Source organism: Myroides sp. C4067 (genome assembly GCF_038039665.1).
GTDB lineage: Bacteria > Bacteroidota > Bacteroidia > Flavobacteriales > Flavobacteriaceae > Flavobacterium > Flavobacterium odoratimimum.
Genome location: NZ_JBBPHJ010000020.1, coordinates 13,556 through 31,432, shown reverse-complemented (window position 1 = coordinate 31,432; position 17,877 = coordinate 13,556). Strand labels below are relative to the sequence as shown.

General features: G+C 33.9%; 18 protein-coding genes and 1 riboswitch. Of the genes, 15 read left to right on the top strand and 3 right to left on the bottom strand.

The features are described from left to right. The first annotated feature begins 167 nt into the window (after window positions 1-167). The 6 genes from AABL87_RS13395 to AABL87_RS13370 all read left to right on the top strand — a co-directional run bounded on the left by AABL87_RS13395 (window position 168) and on the right by AABL87_RS13370 (window position 5,410). Window positions 168-1,952, top strand: coding sequence for an ABC transporter ATP-binding protein (locus AABL87_RS13395; protein WP_016649296.1), 1,785 nt, complete (start codon window positions 168-170; stop codon window positions 1,950-1,952). Window positions 1,953-2,359: 407 nt separating this feature from the next. After that, window positions 2,360-2,581 (top strand): DUF2798 domain-containing protein, encoded by a 222-nt coding sequence (locus AABL87_RS13390; RefSeq protein WP_006259990.1) that lies wholly within the window; start codon window positions 2,360-2,362, stop codon window positions 2,579-2,581. A gap of 3 nt (window positions 2,582-2,584) precedes the next feature. After that, on the top strand, window positions 2,585-3,241 hold the full coding sequence (gene ribB / locus AABL87_RS13385; protein ID WP_006263747.1) for a 3,4-dihydroxy-2-butanone-4-phosphate synthase: 657 nt from the start codon (window positions 2,585-2,587) through the stop codon (window positions 3,239-3,241). Between the two features lie 6 nt (window positions 3,242-3,247). After that, window positions 3,248-3,811 carry a Crp/Fnr family transcriptional regulator gene (locus AABL87_RS13380; RefSeq protein WP_006265484.1) on the top strand — a complete coding sequence of 188 codons (564 nt, stop codon included), beginning with the start codon at window positions 3,248-3,250 and terminating at the stop codon, window positions 3,809-3,811. Window positions 3,812-4,094: 283 nt separating this feature from the next. Further along, window positions 4,095-4,715, top strand: coding sequence for a DUF4240 domain-containing protein (locus AABL87_RS13375; RefSeq protein ID WP_071307440.1), 621 nt, complete (start codon window positions 4,095-4,097; stop codon window positions 4,713-4,715). A 95-nt stretch (window positions 4,716-4,810) separates the two neighbouring features. Then, window positions 4,811-5,410: a hypothetical protein gene (locus AABL87_RS13370; RefSeq protein WP_341277489.1), complete on the top strand. Its 600-nt coding sequence runs from the start codon at window positions 4,811-4,813 to the stop codon at window positions 5,408-5,410. A 148-nt stretch (window positions 5,411-5,558) separates the two neighbouring features. Here the strand turns inward: AABL87_RS13370 and AABL87_RS13365 are convergent, their stop codons facing one another. Beyond that, window positions 5,559-5,807: a hypothetical protein gene (locus AABL87_RS13365; RefSeq protein ID WP_006259995.1), complete on the bottom strand. Its 249-nt coding sequence runs from the start codon at window positions 5,805-5,807 to the stop codon at window positions 5,559-5,561. Between the two features lie 205 nt (window positions 5,808-6,012). On the opposite strand from AABL87_RS13365, the gene AABL87_RS13360 reads away from it, so the two are divergent. Together AABL87_RS13360 and AABL87_RS13355 are read left to right on the top strand one after the other, a co-directional pair. After that, the gene (locus AABL87_RS13360; protein WP_006259996.1) at window positions 6,013-6,501 is read left to right on the top strand and encodes an RNA polymerase sigma factor; all 489 of its coding nucleotides are present in this window, start codon (window positions 6,013-6,015) and stop codon (window positions 6,499-6,501) included. Beyond that, window positions 6,491-7,099 carry a hypothetical protein gene (locus tag AABL87_RS13355; protein WP_341277488.1) on the top strand — a complete coding sequence of 203 codons (609 nt, stop codon included), beginning with the start codon at window positions 6,491-6,493 and terminating at the stop codon, window positions 7,097-7,099. The genes AABL87_RS13360 and AABL87_RS13355 overlap by 11 nt, the downstream gene beginning before the upstream one ends. 65 nt (window positions 7,100-7,164) lie before the next feature. Here the strand turns inward: AABL87_RS13355 and AABL87_RS13350 are convergent, their stop codons facing one another. Next, a complete protein-coding gene (locus AABL87_RS13350) occupies window positions 7,165-7,662 on the bottom strand; it encodes a hypothetical protein (RefSeq protein WP_259638241.1) in 498 nt (165 codons plus the stop codon). 359 nt (window positions 7,663-8,021) lie between these two features. Between AABL87_RS13350 and AABL87_RS13345 the strand changes: the two genes are divergently transcribed. After that, complete coding sequence (locus tag AABL87_RS13345) at window positions 8,022-8,984, top strand: NAD(P)H-dependent flavin oxidoreductase (protein WP_341277487.1); 963 nt, start codon at window positions 8,022-8,024, stop codon at window positions 8,982-8,984. Window positions 8,985-9,078: 94 nt separating this feature from the next. Here the strand turns inward: AABL87_RS13345 and AABL87_RS13340 are convergent, their stop codons facing one another. After that, window positions 9,079-11,229, bottom strand: a complete 2,151-nt coding sequence (locus AABL87_RS13340) for a TonB-dependent receptor (RefSeq protein ID WP_341277486.1) — start codon at window positions 11,227-11,229, stop codon at window positions 9,079-9,081. A 338-nt stretch (window positions 11,230-11,567) separates the two neighbouring features. After that, window positions 11,568-11,675, top strand: a riboswitch (SAM-I-IV-variant riboswitch). 61 nt (window positions 11,676-11,736) lie between these two features. On the opposite strand from AABL87_RS13340, the gene AABL87_RS13335 reads away from it, so the two are divergent. From AABL87_RS13335 to AABL87_RS13310, 6 genes are all read left to right on the top strand, one after another. After that, entirely contained in the window at window positions 11,737-13,038 is a 1,302-nt protein-coding gene (locus tag AABL87_RS13335) for a Na+/H+ antiporter NhaC family protein (protein ID WP_341277485.1), read from the top strand. Between the two features lie 68 nt (window positions 13,039-13,106). After that, window positions 13,107-13,853 carry a 3-oxoacyl-[acyl-carrier-protein] reductase gene (fabG, locus tag AABL87_RS13330; protein WP_006260004.1) on the top strand — a complete coding sequence of 249 codons (747 nt, stop codon included), beginning with the start codon at window positions 13,107-13,109 and terminating at the stop codon, window positions 13,851-13,853. 415 nt (window positions 13,854-14,268) lie between these two features. Beyond that, on the top strand, window positions 14,269-16,353 hold the full coding sequence (locus AABL87_RS13325; RefSeq protein ID WP_341277484.1) for an outer membrane beta-barrel protein: 2,085 nt from the start codon (window positions 14,269-14,271) through the stop codon (window positions 16,351-16,353). A 193-nt stretch (window positions 16,354-16,546) separates the two neighbouring features. Beyond that, a complete protein-coding gene (locus AABL87_RS13320; protein WP_039329698.1) occupies window positions 16,547-16,801 on the top strand; it encodes a toxin-antitoxin system HicB family antitoxin in 255 nt (84 codons plus the stop codon). Between the two features lie 11 nt (window positions 16,802-16,812). Next, entirely contained in the window at window positions 16,813-17,100 is a 288-nt protein-coding gene (locus AABL87_RS13315) for a type II toxin-antitoxin system YafQ family toxin (protein WP_039329696.1), read from the top strand. Between the two features lie 102 nt (window positions 17,101-17,202). Then, window positions 17,203-17,871: a hypothetical protein gene (locus AABL87_RS13310; RefSeq protein WP_006263734.1), complete on the top strand. Its 669-nt coding sequence runs from the start codon at window positions 17,203-17,205 to the stop codon at window positions 17,869-17,871. Window positions 17,872-17,877: the final 6 nt, after the last annotated feature.

Below are 17,877 nucleotides of genomic sequence, written 5' to 3'. Positions count from 1 at the left end.
TATTGTTAAATTTAACGTAAAACTAGTACGAATTTTTTATAAAAACAAGGAGTATAAAGCATTTATATGACAAAATGAGAATAGGTGATTGTGTAATAGATTGAAAACTAGTGAATTTATTGACTTAAATCAAAGCTTTTTATTTAGAACAATTCTATCTTTGCAGTATGAGTTTGATAAAAATACTTAAACAGATAAAGCCTTTTGTAATGCCCTATAAAAGGTTAATCATAGGGACATTGGTATTAACAGCCGTTGGGTCCTTCGCAGTGCAGGTAAATGCGCTTATTATTCGCTTTATGGTGGATACGTTAAATGATGTAGTAAGTGGAGTGAAGGATTTGGCTTGGGGGTATAAGATGCTTGTTTTTAGTACTGTTGTTCTTATTGTAAAAGAAATTTTAAATGCTTTTATACAGTTTGGACAGAAGTTTTTTGGAGAGAAACTGCGTATTTATGTTTCTAGAGATATTTCACAGTTAGTGGTTACGAAGATATTAACCTACCGAATGGCTTTCTATACCTCTGATGAGAATGATAGTGGTAAGCTACAGACTCGTATAGATCAGGGAGTAGGGAGTATTACTCGACTGATTCAGAACTTTTTTATCGATATCTTGCCTTTGTTTGCTAATGCTATAGTAGCTTTAGTGTTTATTTATACAGCTAATGTGTATGTAGGTATAGTTAGTACAGCGATGATTCCTTTATACTTCTATGTGAGTCAGCTTCAGGCTAGCAAATTAAAAGGTTTTAGAAGAAAAATGCGTAGTTATAGAGAGAATAAAAACAATGGTATTATCTCTCTGATTAATTCTATTACTGTGATTAAGTCTTTTGTGAGAGAGCCTTTAGAAGCGGAGAAGCATGAAGAGATTCAATACGATATGACAGAGAATCAATTACAGACTAGACGTATGAGTTTTGTATTTGATGCTGTAAAGGGATTTATTGAGCAGTTTGGACTTGTAGTGATTATCTTGATGACAGCTTACTTTGTTCTCAAAGGAGAGATGACGGTAGGAGCTATTATGTTTCACGTCTTATTATTTAATAACGTTACGGCCCCTATTAGACAGCTTCACCGTATCTATGATGATGTAAATGATGCGATGATATACTCAGAGACTTTCTTTGAGATCATTAATGCTGATCACGAAGTAGAAACAACAGGTACTTATGTTCCTACCGAAATTAAAGGAAAAATAGAGATTAAGGATGTTTCTTTTGATTATCCTAATGGGACAAGCGCTTTAAAAGAAGTGTCTATGACGATAGAACCTAATCAAACTACTGCTCTTGTAGGGCTGAGTGGAGCAGGTAAGAGTACAGTGATTAATTTATTAGATAAGTTCTATGCTCCTACTTCTGGACAAATACTATTAGATGGTGTAGATCTAAGAGAATACGATACTAAAGAACTTCGTAAGCACATAGGCCTTGTACTTCAGAAGAATCACATATTCCAAGGTAGTATAGCAGAGAATATACGTTATGGTAATCCTGATGCAACTATAGAGGAAGTAGAGTTGGCAGCTAAAAAGGCATACATACACGAGCAGATCATAGATCTTCCTCAAGGGTATGAGTCTGATGCTCGCCTGCTATCAGGGGGACAACAACAGCGTATTGCTATAGCGAGGTTGTTCTTAAAAGATCCTGCTATTATTTTCTTAGATGAGCCAACAGCTAGCTTAGATGCTATCGCTACGGAGCAGATCAAGAAGAGTCTTGATGCGATTAAGGAGAATAGAACAGTTATTATTGTTTCGCATAGTATCTCTCAGATTATAGATGCTCATGATATCGTAGTGATGGAAAAAGGAAGGGTAGTGGAGAATGGTAAACATGAGGAGCTGTATGAAAATAAGAATACCTATTATGAGATCTTCTCTGCTATGGCAAATAGCCTGAACCTAGAGAAAATATCACAAACGTTACATCAAGATTAAGAATAAACATTTATAAATTAGGTTGTGTAATAGAGCCACTGCGTATGCGGTGGCTTTATTTTTAATGGTTTTTATTGACTTATGTCAATGTTTTAGGGTTGTAGACAGTTGATATTTGCTGAACCAAAAGATCAAAAATTATTAGTGTCTCTCAAGAGATAAAGTCGGAAAGGCTAATAATTATAGTTCAAAAAAGATACCGCCAACCTGATATAAGATTATACATATTATGTGATTTAGACTCTCACAAGTATAGGTTGTGTAATAAAGCCACTGCTTAGGCGGTGGCTTTATTTTTTTGAGTGTCTACTAAGGTTTTTTGAATGTGTTTATTTTTTGATTTACGTCAATGTTTTTCGAGGTTAGGAAGAAGAACTTTGTCTTGTCAATAAATAAAAAATAAAAGAATGAAAACGAAGTATTATAAGTATGTAAATACGCTATTTGTGGTTATTCCGATGACCCTTATTATGGCCTTTGTAGGGTTGATTAGAAATTATGGTTTTGGAGATGGGTGGTTCTTTATGTTTTTAAAAGCATGGAGTGTAATGTTGCCAGTGGCCTATGCTTCTGCCTTTCTAATTATTCCTCGAGCGCGCAAATATGCAGAGAGACTAATAAAAGAGTAAAATATGAATACATTAGAAAATGCCCTTAACCAATTTGGTTGGGATAGTCAAGAAAGAGTTAATCAAGCGTTGAGTTTTTTAAAGAGCGGTAAAGGTGTTCTTTTATTAGACGATCAAGATAGAGAGAATGAAGGAGATATCATCTTCTCAGCACATTTAATGTCAGAACAGGATATGGCGATGATGATTCGTTACTGTAGTGGGGTGGTGTGTTTATGTCTAACAAATGATAAAGCAGACGAACTAGAGCTGCCTTATATGGTGACAGAGAATAGTTCTAGATTTCAAACACCTTTCACGGTAACTATAGAAGCTGCAGAAGGGGTAACTACAGGATTATCTGCTGCAGACCGATTAACTACCGTAAGAGCAGCAAGTGATAAGAATGCTAAACCAGCTGATCTAGCACGTCCAGGACATATATTTCCATTAAGAGCAAAAAATGGAGGAGTATTAGAGCGTAATGGACATACTGAAGGAGCGATTGACTTAATGAAGTTAGCTGGTCTACCTCCTCAAGCAGTATTATGTGAATTAATGAATGACGATGGTACAATGGCTAGATTACCAGAGGTAGTGGAGTTTGCAAAAGAGCACAAAATGATGGTGTTAAGTATAGCAGACTTAGTATATTACCGTACTTTTGTCACAGAAAAATAATAAGTAATGAAGCAACTAATAGATTATATACAAGATAGAGTTGACTTAAATGATCAGGAGCTAGATGTGATACTTTCTTTCTTTCACTATGAGAAACTAAAAAAGGGAGAACAGCTTACATCAGCAGGGGCGAGTGCGCAGAAGCTTTATTTTGTGTGTAAAGGGTGTTTGCGTATATTTTATATCAATGAGGCAGGGCAAGATGCTACGAGATTCTTTGCTTTTGAAAATCAGTTTGCTACAGCCTTAGTGAGCTTTATCAATAGTTCTACATCATCCGAATATTTACAAGCACTAGAGATAAGCGAAGTATATTCTATTACGCACGCTGATTTTTACAATTTATTAGAGTTAGTCCCGAAGTGGGAGAAGTTCTACAGGCAGTATTTAGAATTCGCTTATATCAATAATACTAATAGATTACACGCTATGGTCACCATGGATGCGGCAGAGCGATATAATGAGCTACTCAAATTAAATCCCCTTATCGTACAGCGACTACCCAATAAGATAGTTGCTTCTTACTTAAATATATCTCAGGAAACGCTGAGTAGAATAAAATCTAAATAAGTCGGATTATTTATTTTAACCCAAAATAGGTGATAGACATATAAACGAAAAGTAATTATACAAAGTAGGTCTGAATTAGCGATACAAGTATACTGTAGTGTGGTTTTAGAGCTAATGAAAGAGATATAAAGTAGAATTACTTTGTGGTATGTGGCTAACGAATATTTTGGCTTTAACCCTCTTGACAGTGTGTGCTGTTGAGAGGGTTTTTTATTTCATTGATTTAAGCAATATAAGATGAATAAGCTGTATCTTAGTGATACTGACATAAGCATATAAAACAATGAATATAGATTTAAACGAACAGTTCTTTTGGGAATTAATAGAACAGTCTAATACTAGTGATAGTTGGCAGACTTATGATATAGATGAACATATAGATGAACTAACTGCTCTCTTAACAGAGTTGTCTTCAGATGAGATGATTCTTTTTGAAATGACATTGAGAAAAAAAATTAATGAATTAGATAAAGTAGAGATAGGGGAGTTAGGTATTATTTTAGAAAATAGTTTTCAAGAAGAGGATGGGATTTATAACTTTGATGATTATATCTCTACAGACGGATTTATCTACTTTAGGTGTTGGCTTATTTTACGAGGAAAAGAGTTTTTCTACGATATCATAAAGGATATTAATGCTTTTATTAGCGGCAAGTATTCTTTTGATATAGGAGATACATGGGGCGAAGGCTTATTGTATGTGAGTGATTTAGCCTATGATGCTAAGTATGGGACAGAGGATTCTAGTTTTGTAACAGATGCTGTAAATGAATTGTATCAGGATATAGAACATTATGATGTTATAGATACACAATGGACTCGACCACCTTATACAGGTACAGCGTTACAAGTACACTACCCTGCATTAGTGAAAGAAATAGGAGAGCTGAGGAGAGAGGAGTAGTTTGTATAGAGATAAAATATATCATAAAACTAGAATTATAAATTCTAAAACTTATTTTTGTGTATAGAATTACAGGATAGTCTATTTTATTAATAATGAGTTACACAAAATTAACTAAAGAGATAGAGAAGCATTATAAACAACTTGGTCTCCAATATCATTATAATGCTTTAGAGATTACGCTAGAAGAAGAGCATAAAAGATTAACGAGGTATAATGAGGTGCGTGATACTATAATCGCGCAGTGGAAAGAGGCTAAGCGATATAAGGAGCTTATCTCTTGTGCTCATGGAGGCTGGTATAGTTATGAGGAGTTTAATGAACCTCTAGCATTATACTTTGTACAGCAAGAAGAACTTTTAGCGCTTAAGGTATTATGTGAGCGGGGTATTCGTTTCAGAGTGAAGGATGTATTGAGTACGCTAATAAGGGCAGAAGAAGACTTTCCTAATATTACCAAGGAGGAAATGGTCAAGTTTAATCTAGAGCTATATTTAAAGAGTCAGGTATATCATCCTGTAGGAGAAGTAGTAAAATGGCGAAGTAAAGCGCTAACCCTAATTGATCACTTGATTCGATATATAGAACAAACTAGCGAATCAGAATATTTGAGACAATTAAATATACTTAGAGATAAAGTATATTCATTAGAAGTGAAGAAATCAGATTTAAAATATTTTAAGCATAGGTTGTAAGTAATCTATGCTTTTTTATTCATTCTTTAACCCAGAATACGCGATAGACCTATTAACGAGAGTAAATTATACAAAACAGCTCTGAATTTATGAAAAAAGCATACTATAGTATGGTTTTAGAAGAAATGAAAGAGATGTAAAGTAGAATTTATTCGTAGTATTGGGCGAATGCGGAATCTGGGTTTAACTGAGCTAACATTTCGAAGGCATCTACGAATTCTGTTGAATTCTCTATGCGATCAAGTACAATGCTTTGTTGCCATTGAGGGATGTTAGATGATTCTTCTTCTGTTAGATAATCAATAAACAAGTCAACTTCTCTAAGTAAGTTCTCAGGTAAATTCTCAAGTTTATAGTTAACTCTCTTTAGCCTTTCTGATTTGTTATTATTGCCCATTTTGTCAGTTTGTATTTGGTTAACTTGTTGTTAATTAGTGTGGTACTTCAAATTTACACTTTTTTTGTTACCGTTGTATATCTGAATTAAATTTATACAATAGAAGATTTCTTTGTTAAGAACCAATTATAAAATGATTAATACTTAATCCTCTTGTAACATATTCCCATGTAACGTATCTAAACTATAAAACCAATCAAAACACATGAGTAAGTATAAAGAAACATTTGAGTCGCTCTATGAACAATATTGGCAACGAATTTATCGATTGGCTCTAGGGTATGTTAACGATACGGATTGGGCTAAAGATATAGCACAAGAGACTTTCGTTAATGTGTGGAATCAGTTGCCCAAGTTTAGAGCTGATTCAGGCTATGGTACGTGGATATACCGGATCGCTGTAAATATCTGTTTAAGGCAAATAGAACGGAGTAAAAAAGTCATGCCTGATGAAAACAAGATAAGGCAGAGCAAAAGTGTAGAGGAGGAGTACAAAGAAACCAATACTCAAAAACTCTATCAAGCCATTAGTGAACTCACAGAGATTAACAGGATTATTATTTCGCTGACTCTAGAGGGGGTGGATCAAAAACAGATTGCTGATGTGACAGGACTTACACATGCTAATGTGCGTACTAGAGTACATCGTATTAAAGAAGAACTATATCAAAAACTCAATAACTATGGAAAGTAATCAAGTAAATTTAGAACAGCTTTGGGCTATTCCGAGAGTAGAACACAGCGACATTAAGGAAGTTTATCAGTCTATAGATACCTATCGTTTAAAGAAAGTAAAGATGAATTGGGCTCTGGCTATAATAGGTGTGTTTACTATAGGATGGATTATCGGAATTAATGTATTATTAAAAGGAACAGTGTTCTATGGATCTATTTGGGTGGTATTAGGAAGTGTAATTTGTGTTATAGCAATCACAATGTTTATGACGAGTTATTATCGCTTAAATGGTTTAATACCAAGCTCTATATTGACACAGACAACAAGTGATTATATTGTGTTGTTGACAAAAGAAAAGAAACAACAATTACAATTGTCTAAAGTATGGATGAATGTATATATTTTGCTTTTTATAGTTGGGATAGCTATATATTCTTATCCTTTTATAGACATGGTAGATACTGCAATATCAGCAGGGTATTATGTTGTATTAGTAGGATATTATGCTGTATTAGGGATTTGGGCTGGAGTGAATATGTATTGGAATAAAAAGATAAATTCAAAAAAGATAGTGAAGTTAGAGCAAATGATTAAAGCTCTCCAAGCTATTCAATAAGAAAAGTAAAGCCACCTCATGGGTGGCTTTGTATTTTAAATCGTTTTCAGGTGCAAAAAAAGTAATTAGAATTTGTAACGTACTGCAATACCGAAGTCTGCATAGATACCATCGCGGTAACTGTCATTTAAGTAGATTTCTGGGCGTAAGTCTAAAGCTACTTGTATTGGAAATTCAGGGAAAGTGTATTCTATCCCTACAGTACCTGTGATTAGTCCGAATGCTCCACTGTCAGAGTGTTTTCTTTTTCCTTCGTAGTAGCTAGAGTTCCATGTACCTACTGCAGCACCTACACCAGCATACCAGTCGAAGTTTCCTTCAATATTCCAAACCCATTGGTAAATACCTGTAAGTTTTACAGCATCAAAATCGTTGTTGTTTCTCCAACCAAGATCTAATTCTAAACGGTTGTTTTTAGATAGGTCTCTCTGGTAAGAGATCTCTGTACCTAAACCGTGGTTTCCTCCAAAACGCAAACCTAATGCGTTTTTTGGTCCTTTTTGTGCTTGAGCAGTAAAAGCTACCGCTACAACAAGAGCAGCTGAAAGCAATAATTTTTTCATTGTAATGTTTTGTTTTTTTGCATTTCAAAAGTAGTACAAAATGTGTGTGAATTCAAACTAAATAAGCAGGAGTGCCTTGTTATGGCACTAAAGACAGCTGTTCAGAAGGCTTAAATGTTTAATAAGAATAAGTTAGTTGTTTTTAAAAAAGAAATAAAAAAATGTAGACTTAACAGTTTGTAGTAGAATTATGAGAGGATTAAGTCCTAATTTGTAAAATATTGAAAAAAAAATGTGATAAGTCTTACAATTGATATTATTCTATAGAGAGAGCAAAATTACTTTTCTACAATCAATTATTTGACTTATCTTACGTTAGTACTTTATAGTGTCTATTATCTAACTAAATATATTATTATATGACTATACAAGAATTTAAAAATAGCCTAACATTACCGATTGTAGTATCTCCGATGTTTATCGTTTCTGGAACGAAACTAGTAATCGAGTGTTGTAAAAATGGTATTGTAGGTACATTCCCTGCTTTGAATGGAAGAAGTTCAGAGGATTTTGAGAAGATGTTAGTTGAGGTAACAACAGAATTAGCAGCCTTTGAGAAAGAGACGGGGATTAAGCCTGCTCCATTTGGGGTAAACTTAATCGTGAATAAAACCAACCCAAGAGTGATGCCTGATTTACAACTGTGTGTTAAGTATAAAGTGCCTTTAGTGATTACATCACTGGGTGCAGTGAAGGATCTTGTAGATGCAGTACATAGTTATGGTGGATTAGTATTCCATGATATTGTGAAGAAAAGACATGCTGAGAAAGCAGCAGAAGCGGGTGTAGATGGATTAATATGTGTAGCTGCAGGAGCAGGAGGTCATGCGGGTACTGCGAGTCCTTTTGCCTTATTAGCTGAGGTAAAGAGCTTCTTTAAAGGAGCTGTATTATTAGCAGGAAGTATAGATACTGGAAGTGATGTATTAGCAGCGCAGACTATGGGAGCTGATATGGCCTATATGGGAACTCGTTTTATAGCAACTAATGAATGTTTAGCTGTAGACGAATATAAAAAGATGATCGTTGACTCTGGGATAGATGATATTATGTATACAGATGGAGTATCTGGTGTGAATGCTAACTTTTTAAAACCTAGTATAGAGAAGGCTGGAATAGATCTATCAGAGAAGAAAGAAGAGGACTTCTCTAAATTAACAGGAGAGCACGCGAAGGCATGGAAAGATATCTGGTCTGCTGGGCATGGTACAGCAGGTATTGATAGAGTACTCAGCGTTAAAGACCTTGTTAGTCAGTTAAAAGCAGAATATAAAAATGCACTGAATAAGAATGCTGATATTCAGAAGAATATTAAGTTTTAAGACCATATCATTTGATGAATATACAAAAAGAACAGCTCCTTTTAGGAGCTGTTCTTTTTGTACTAATTATATAGTTGTATGATCATTTTAGAATTTAGTATCTAAATGATAACCCTAGTGTGTAGTATCTACCATTCCCTCTTGCATATTCTGCATCTCTAGCTACTATCATAGAAGAGGATGTATAATACGATTTGTTAAATAGGTTTTCTACTCCTAATGTTAACTGTATAGATTTGTTGTATTGATAGGTAGCATTGAAGTTAAAAAGGTCAATAGGAGATACTTTACCTTCTCCTTCATTATAAACTAATACTCCTAACTTATTAGGTTGAGGTTCGAATCTATCTCGTTTAGAGGTATGTGTATAGTATAAGTTTAACCATAAATGATCAATAGGAGTGACTGTTGTAAATAAGCTCAGTTTAGGCGCAGCAATATTTAGACCACTCATATAAGTATCATAACTACTACTGTTGTTAGATTTCATTTTTCCTTCATAACTCGAAAAACTTCCTCCTATAGTTGCCCAGCTGATAGGTTTACCATCTAGGGCGATCTCAATACCATTGATTCTTTGTGGACTTCTTACTACTTTCCAGAAACCTCCTTCACCTGCCTGAAGATCACTACCTAGTTTAGCGATAGACCAGAAATAAGCTATTCTAAAGTTCCAATTATTTGCTATCTGTGAAGTGAATCCTACTTCATAGTTATTCGTTACTACAGGATCTGTTTCTATTTTAGAGACAACATCACTTTTAGCATCTCTAAGTATACGACCTAAATCATAAATTGATAATCCTTGAGAAAATGAAACATAAGGAGTGAATTCTTCTATTACTTTGTATTGTAATGCAGCATTAAATAGTGCTTTATCATAATCTAAGTTTCCTCCTTTTATCGCTAGCCACTGTTGCCCTTTTCTTAAAGGAATTGTTTTATAGTCAGGTACCTTTACGTGAATATTATCATATCTCACCCCAGCTTTAAGAGTTAGGTTTTCATAAAATACAGTACGAGTTTGTAAATATCCGGCACTGTTATATGCCTTTAATTCAGGAACCCATAATCTCCCATCGACAAGGGGCTGGCTAGTTTTGTCAATTAAGAAATCACCCCCTATAATATAGTTTGTTCTGATATTATCAGTGAAGTTTAGTTTAGAGACAATACTTAATCTAGCCCCTATTTTCTCTGCTTTAATAGTTGCTTGCCCACCTGTTTCTTCCCATCGTGGAGATTTAGGATTATGTTCTCTGTAGTCAAATAAAGTATATAGTTTTTGCCCAAATACCGAAGCCTCTAAATCAACATTCTCCAAGATATTTTTGCTTGAGAACTTTAGATATCCATTGTGATTGTACTTAGTACCTTCATTTTCTGCTAATGGGTTTTTAGTACCGATAACCCCTTGTTGTGGAGATACGAGATATTTTCCTCCCTTTGCGATTAGATCTGTGTTCTGTAATGCACTGTAGTAGTTATACATTGCTTCTAATCGATTGTTATCATTAAAGTCATAACCTATCTTAGCTAATAGATTTTGTGTTGTTACTTCTCCTAATCCATAGCGAGGAGAGATATAATCTCCTTCACCATCTATCGCTCGTCCAGATTTAATGATGTTACCATTGACTAAGTAATCGATTTGTTTTAGTCTACCAGAGAACTGTTGGTTTAATTGATACCCATGTGTATTGTTGTTTTTAGTAGAAGTAGCATCAGATAAGGCTATAGAAGTGCTTCCGCTAAAAGTTTTGTTTTGATTCGCTTTTTTTGTGATGAAGTTCACAATACCTCCAGCACCTCCATTGCCATAAAGAGAAGTGGCTCCTTCTATTACCTCAATGCGTTCGATCGCATAAGGGCTTATAGTACGAAGATCTCTGTCTGTGTTGCGCAGTGGAGTACTCTGTGGTACACCATCTATTAAGACTAGTATCTGTCTACCACGGATAGTTTGACTTCTATTACTAGTAGTATTAGAGCTCAATCCTATAGAAGGCACGGCAAGACCTAGTATAACTGACATATCAGGATTTAATTGAGCATAACTTTCTATTTCTTTTTGAGTAATGACAATAACAGAACTTGAGCTATTGCGTTTTATCTCTGGTAATCTTGTTGTAGATACGATAATTTCTTCTAGCTGCTCATCGCTTTTTTTTGTTTCTTGTTCTTGCGCTAGTATTGTAGAACCGGTTAGAAGTAGAGTGAGTAGTGTAATTTTTTTTACATTCATTTTTTTATGTATTAATTAGAATGTAAAGGTATATATATAGTATTGTTTAGAATCAATCTAAATAGTTTTTTGTAAAATATTGAATAGCTAAGAGGTTATATGTGTGATATTTGCGAATAATCTTTTTGTTTTTTTATGGATGTATTTTTTTTATCCATTTGTAGTGCAAAATATTTAATAGACTCAGTTTATATGAATCAAATATTTAATTTTTAAAGGCTGTAATTTTAAATGAATATTATTATAATTGATAAGATGATTGAGTCTGTAATAGCTGCTTTTAGAGTCGAGTATACTTATCTAATTTGCAATTCTTCAAAAAACGATTATCTTTGTGCCTTAATTATCAAGAATTTTTCGAGAGTATCCTTTTGAAAAATAGCAACCTGCAACAACAAGCAAGGTGCTGCAATCGATAAGCCAGAAATGGAAAAAATGTTGTTTACTTCCTTAGTAAGTTTTATTTCTACCAATCTGGCAAATTATTTGTAATAACATTATTATTAAATGAAAGCTATGTCAGATAACAAGTTTTACACTTTTATTCCTTTTTTTATTTTTATTGCCATCTTTTTAGGCTCAGGTATACTATTAGGTGATTTTTATAAAATGCCATCTCCTATAGCAATATCTGTCGGAGTGGTATCTGCATTTTTACTATTTTATAAAACACCAATGCAAGAGAAGGTTATTTCTCTTATCCATGGATGTGGAGATAGTAAGATTATCACGATGTGTATCATCTATTTATTAGCAGGAGCCTTTGCTACAGTGACTAAAGCAATAGGAGGAGTAGATACGATGGTGAATATGGGACTTAGTGTAGTGCCAATAGAATATCTAGCCATTGGAATCTTTGTAATTGCTTGTTTCCTTTCTTTAGCGATTGGTACCTCTGTTGGAACTATTGTAGCCTTAGGACCTATTGTAGTAGGATTAGCTGAGAAATCAGGGACTTCTATGGGGCTGTTATGTGGTACTCTATTAGGAGGGGCGATGTTTGGGGATAACCTTTCTATTATATCAGATACAACGATTACAGCTACACAAACGGTGGGGTGTGAAATGAAAGATAAGTTTAGAGCTAACTTTAAATTAGCATTACCTGCGGCTTTAATTACGATAGTAGGCTTATTCTTTATGAGTGGAGGAGCTACAGATGTAGCTTTAGAGCTAGGTGATACAAGTAATTTCTGGGTGATTATTCCTTATATCTTGATTATTGTATTAGCCTTAGTAGGGGTACAAGTATTCGTAGCTTTATTTATCAGTATTTTGGTAGCGGGAATTATTGGACTTATTCAAGCAGATTTTGATGTATTAGGATTTGCTAATCTGACTTATGAGGGCTTCGTTTCTATGAATGAGATATTCTTATTATCTATGTTGACAGGAGGATTGGCGAAGATGGTTGAAGATCAAGGAGGGATTCAATGGCTGTTAAAACAAATGAAGAAATTGATGAAATCTCCTAAAGGAGCAGAGTTTGGTGTTGCTGGATTGGTGTCATCTATAGGTGTATGTTTAGCTAATAATACAGTCTCTATCTTAGTGGCGGGTAATTTGGCTAGAGATATTGCTACAGAGTATGAATTAGACAGACCTCGTGTTGCCTCTATATTAGATATTTTTGCTTGTATTATTCAAGGAATCTTACCTTATGGAGCACAGATATTGATCTTACTAAGTTTTACTAATGGGCAGATAGATTATCTAGATTTGATGAAATATTCGTATTACTTTGTTGCTCTGTTGATTATCACGCTAACTTATATGATTTTTTTGAGAAAAAGTACACAAACAGCATAAAAGGGGCGTGAGAAAATACAAATTGTTTATATTTGTCCTCGGTTCAAATACAAAAATTGGATTTACACATGAAATTATTAGAAGGTAAAATCGCTATTATCACTGGTGCTACAAGAGGAATCGGTAGAGGAGTAGCTTTAGCATATGCTCAACAAGGAGCAAGTGTTGCATTCACATATAGTTCTTCTGCTCAGGCAGCTGTAGAATTAGAGCAAGAATTAACAGCTTTAGGTGTTAAAGCAAAAGGATATCAATCAAATGCAGCTGAATATACAGCAGCAGAACAATTGGTAGAAGAGATTTTAAAAGAATTCGGAAACATTGATATTTTAGTTAATAATGCTGGTATTACTAAAGATAACTTATTAATGAGAATGTCTGAAGCAGATTTTGATGCTGTAATTGAAGTGAACTTGAAGTCTGTATTTAATATGACGAAAGCTGTTCAACGCACAATGCTTAAAAACAGAAAAGGGTCTATTATCAATATGAGTTCTGTAGTAGGAGTAAAAGGAAACGCTGGACAAGCAAACTATGCTGCTTCTAAAGCTGGAGTTATCGGATTCTCTAAATCTATCGCATTAGAGTTAGGTTCTCGTAATATCCGTTGTAACGTTGTTGCTCCTGGATTTATCGAAACAGAGATGACTGGTAAACTTCCTGAAGATGTAGTAAAAGGATGGAGAGATGCTATTCCATTAAAACGTGGAGGTACTCCAGAAGATATCGCAAATACTTGTGTATTCTTAGGTTCTGATATGTCTGCTTATATCACTGGTCAAGTGATTAATGTAGATGGTGGAATGCTTACTTAAGAGTGAACACATAACCATATATAAAGGCTATCTGAGTAATCAGGTAGCCTTTTTTAGTTTGTGAAGAGTTTTACAGCAGTGTTTTAGGAGCTTGCTTTTGAATGAGTCCGTTTTGAGTCCGATATGAGTCCGTTTTGAGTCCGTTAAATGGTATAAAATAACGGAGTGAATATGGATTGATGTCTCAATTACTTATTTATTATACCAAATGAATTATAAACTAAGCATTTACATGTTTGCATAAAGGGAGGGTGACTGTTCGTTTTCATAAAATAACTGTCCGATAATGAACATATGTAATATAACTTTTTTTGTAAATAGTTGTGATACTGGTGTTTATGAATAATAGGTTATTTGGTATGTAATTAGTATTAGAGTGTTTAGATACTTGCAAATAAAATTACATTATAAAGATATGAATAAGAAATACATTAGTTTATTGGTGATGTACTTCAGTTGTTTAATTGCTCAAGCTCAGATACAAGAAGTAGTTCAAGATACTTTAGATGCAAATATAGAATTACAAGAAGTACTTATCCAGAGTCTACACAAGAAACAGTATGTAGACAAATCAGTTTATACATTTGATCAAGATGCTTTAGACAAAGCTAGATATGCTAAAGATCTTTTAACGACACTTCCTACATTGACTTTAGATCCAGTCACGAATACTGTTCAAAGTATAAAAGGTGGAAAAACATTGTTTTTAATTAACGGAATAGAGGTTAGTGATAATCAGATGCGTACTATCGAACCTAAGAGCGTAGTCCGTGTAGAATACTATGATATGCCCCCTACTAGATGGGCGAATAGAGCTAATCAAGTAGTGAATATCATTACTCGTAATCCTGATAATGGATATGTATATGGAGCAGAAGCACTTACTGCAGTAGATACAGGGTTTATTAATGGATCAGCTTATTCTAGTATTACTAGAGGTAAGAATAACTTTGCAGTAGATTACTCGATTAGTTTGCGCGATTATAATAACCGAGAGAATACGAACTCTACTGCTTATACCCTTAATGGAATAGATTATCGTTCAGAAGAATTGCGCAAGGATAAGTTTGGATATACAGATCAGAACATTGCCCTTCGATACACTAATGTAGATACTGATAAATATACCTTTCAAGCTAAAGTAGATATTGCCTTAATGGATCAGTTTAACTATACAGATGGAAAGAGTGTGTTTTCTAAGAATCAAGATAAAGAAAATCATAAGATCTATAGACATAGTAATGCAAAATACACTATGCCTTCTTTGGATTTATATTATTCTCAGAAAATAACAGAGAAGGATGAACTAATATTTAATGCAGTAGGAACCTACTATACAACAGAATCCTTTAAGTTAGATAAAGAGTGGATAACTAATACAACACAGGATGTATATAATAACGAGACTGTTTTAGATAATAAACAAAGTGGCTTTGTAGGTGAGATAGGGCATAGTCACAATTTTGGAGCTTCTAAATTAAACTCAGGGTATCGTTTTAGTTTTGATCAAGTTGAATATGATTTGACTAATCTAGAAGGGTATTCTAATTATACTACAACGTTTACTCAACAGTATTTCTATACAGAGTTAGTCGGTAAGAAGAACAGTTGGATGTATCGTCTAGGAGCGAGTTTAAACAATTTGCGCAACTCTAATCCAGAGCACACTCAAGACACTTGGGTGTTCACTCCCAGGGTAGTGGTGGGATACGAGATTAATAACAATCAGAGCATTCGACTATCGAGCACATATAGACCTAGGGCACTGACAAGTGATCAGATTAGTACGAATGTGATTCAATTGCAACCCAATATTGTACAGACAGGAAATCCATATCTAAAGGTTCAGCGTTCATTTATTAACTCATTGAACTATTCGTTTAACTCCAAGTATGTTGATTTGAATGCTTCATTTTCTTATGATTACTTAAATGATTTTGTAAATAGCCGTTATCTATTACAAGAGAATAGGTACGCTCTTACTTATGTAAACGAGGCAAATATGCAGGAATATTCGCTGGGAATGTATGGTTCTATTAAGCCTTTTGGGTCACAAGTACTAGTGTTTAAAGTTAATCTATATCCGACATGGGAGAGTATTAAGACTATAGAAGGAGAGAAGTTGACGAATAACTATATAGGAAATAGTTTTACAATCTCTTCTTCGTATAAGAACTTGTTTTTGTCTTACTCATTTAATCTGCCTGTTTATTCTCTATCGGGTGAATGGCTTAGCACGAATGAGAATGCGAGTAATTTATTTGCACGTTATAAATTAAGTAATTGGTCTTTCACTGCGGGGCTATTGTTTATAGGGATGCCTTCAGAGTATAAGAGTAAATCACTCCCAGAGAGCCTAGTACAAAAAAGAAGCCATACGCAGATTTGGAATAATAAAAATATGTTTATTGCAGGGATAAGCTATGATTTCTCACTGGGAAAACAGACTAAGGTAGATCGAAGTATACAAAACTATACAAAGGGTGCAGCAACATTCTAATACTTGTAACGTAACAACCAACTAAATAAAATAAACAATATATAAGGGCTATCTGAGTAATCAGGTAGCCTTTTTTAGTTAAGAGTATAGGCTATCGGAGTTCTGTTATTTTTTAGCAGGAATGGTTAATGTGTTAAAATACTGCTGTTTATAAAGTATTAATGATTACTTTTGTATGTAAATAGATAGTAGTATGAATACATTGAATTTTAAAAAAGCAACTTCTTTACGCCTTGATAATGATTTATACAATTATATTGAAATGTTAGCTAAAAAAGAAAATAGAAGCATTAATAACTTTATAGAGAAAACATTAGCCGAAGCTACACATTTTCATGAACTTAATGAAGAAACGATTCAAGCTATAGAGGATGCACAGAAAGAAAAAATGTCATCAAAACGTTTTGACAATACTCATGATTTGTTAAATGATTTAATGAGAGATTAATTTAGTTAGTAATGAGTGCTTATCAATTGACATATTCCAGTAAGTTTAAAAAAGACTTTAAGAAGATTCAAAACAATGCTAAAGCACTTGAAAAAACGACAATGGTATTTAAATACCTTTTAGAAGGAGGTGTTTCTTTAGTACCAAAGAAGATGAGACCTCATCTTCTGATAGGTAATTATAAAGATCACTGGGAATGTCATATATTACCTGACTTACTTTTAATTTGGCAACAAGATGAACTAAATAAAGAAATTATATTAGTTCGGATAGGTTCTCATGCCGAGTTATTCAAATAACATTATATATAAAGGCTATCTGTGTAATCAGATAGTCTTTTTAGTTTCGGCACTAATTATTTTTTGTCTTTTAGGGAATACTCAGTACTTTTAAATAAAAAAATGAAGAAGGTATTAGATAAAGGAGTAGCAGTAGGAAAACAAGGCCTTAAGTCATTTAGAATCGTGTTGATATGTTTGATTCGATGGCTAGGCATGATGGCGGTAGGTGTATTTTTGTCTCTTTGGATTTTTTTCTATTCAATGAGCAAGATTTATCAGTTGAGAAAAGGAAGTGAGGCACAAGGTTTTTGGGATAACTTCACAGCTTTTTTTAGTGATATAAACTATTCTGTGATTGTCATCTTTCTCTTACAAGTCGTGATGATTATCGCCTATTTCTATGTAGCTAATAAATATGCTATTCAGAAAGCGATATCCTTATTATGGGAGAAGCAAGGAAGTGTATTTATTACCAATTATGTGGCTCAGTTGATGGAATATCTACATCAGAAAAAACCTACACTGTTTGGAAGCCAACCTGATAAAGAAGCGATACAGAGAGAGCTAATAGCGCTTAATGAAGATAATCATGTAGCGGGTATGGTACAACGAAAAACGACAAACTACGTCCTTTCAAATGCTAAATTAGGTAATGGGCCTTCTACCTTGTTACAACAATTGACAACACTTCGTTTTAATCCTTTAGCGTTACTTCCTGGACTATGGATGTTTTATGCCTTAGTAGGGATACAAATCTTGTTTATATTGTATATTTACTATAGATATTAAAGACTT

Bases quoted from the DNA above. Each gene is read 5' to 3' on its own strand.
- AABL87_RS13395 (WP_016649296.1), top strand. From the start codon at position 168: ATGAGTTTGATAAAAATACTTAAACAGATAAAGCCTTTTGTAATGCCC.
- AABL87_RS13390 (WP_006259990.1), top strand. From the start codon at position 2,360: ATGAAAACGAAGTATTATAAGTATGTAAATACGCTATTTGTGGTTATT.
- ribB (WP_006263747.1), top strand. From the start codon at position 2,585: ATGAATACATTAGAAAATGCCCTTAACCAATTTGGTTGGGATAGTCAA.
- AABL87_RS13380 (WP_006265484.1), top strand. From the start codon at position 3,248: ATGAAGCAACTAATAGATTATATACAAGATAGAGTTGACTTAAATGAT.
- AABL87_RS13375 (WP_071307440.1), top strand. From the start codon at position 4,095: ATGAATATAGATTTAAACGAACAGTTCTTTTGGGAATTAATAGAACAG.
- AABL87_RS13370 (WP_341277489.1), top strand. From the start codon at position 4,811: ATGAGTTACACAAAATTAACTAAAGAGATAGAGAAGCATTATAAACAA.
- AABL87_RS13365 (WP_006259995.1), bottom strand. From the start codon at position 5,807: ATGGGCAATAATAACAAATCAGAAAGGCTAAAGAGAGTTAACTATAAA.
- AABL87_RS13360 (WP_006259996.1), top strand. From the start codon at position 6,013: ATGAGTAAGTATAAAGAAACATTTGAGTCGCTCTATGAACAATATTGG.
- AABL87_RS13355 (WP_341277488.1), top strand. From the start codon at position 6,491: ATGGAAAGTAATCAAGTAAATTTAGAACAGCTTTGGGCTATTCCGAGA.
- AABL87_RS13350 (WP_259638241.1), bottom strand. From the start codon at position 7,662: ATGAAAAAATTATTGCTTTCAGCTGCTCTTGTTGTAGCGGTAGCTTTT.
- AABL87_RS13345 (WP_341277487.1), top strand. From the start codon at position 8,022: ATGACTATACAAGAATTTAAAAATAGCCTAACATTACCGATTGTAGTA.
- AABL87_RS13340 (WP_341277486.1), bottom strand. From the start codon at position 11,229: ATGAATGTAAAAAAAATTACACTACTCACTCTACTTCTAACCGGTTCT.
- AABL87_RS13335 (WP_341277485.1), top strand. From the start codon at position 11,737: ATGAAAGCTATGTCAGATAACAAGTTTTACACTTTTATTCCTTTTTTT.
- fabG (WP_006260004.1), top strand. From the start codon at position 13,107: ATGAAATTATTAGAAGGTAAAATCGCTATTATCACTGGTGCTACAAGA.
- AABL87_RS13325 (WP_341277484.1), top strand. From the start codon at position 14,269: ATGAATAAGAAATACATTAGTTTATTGGTGATGTACTTCAGTTGTTTA.
- AABL87_RS13320 (WP_039329698.1), top strand. From the start codon at position 16,547: ATGAATACATTGAATTTTAAAAAAGCAACTTCTTTACGCCTTGATAAT.
- AABL87_RS13315 (WP_039329696.1), top strand. From the start codon at position 16,813: ATGAGTGCTTATCAATTGACATATTCCAGTAAGTTTAAAAAAGACTTT.
- AABL87_RS13310 (WP_006263734.1), top strand. From the start codon at position 17,203: ATGAAGAAGGTATTAGATAAAGGAGTAGCAGTAGGAAAACAAGGCCTT.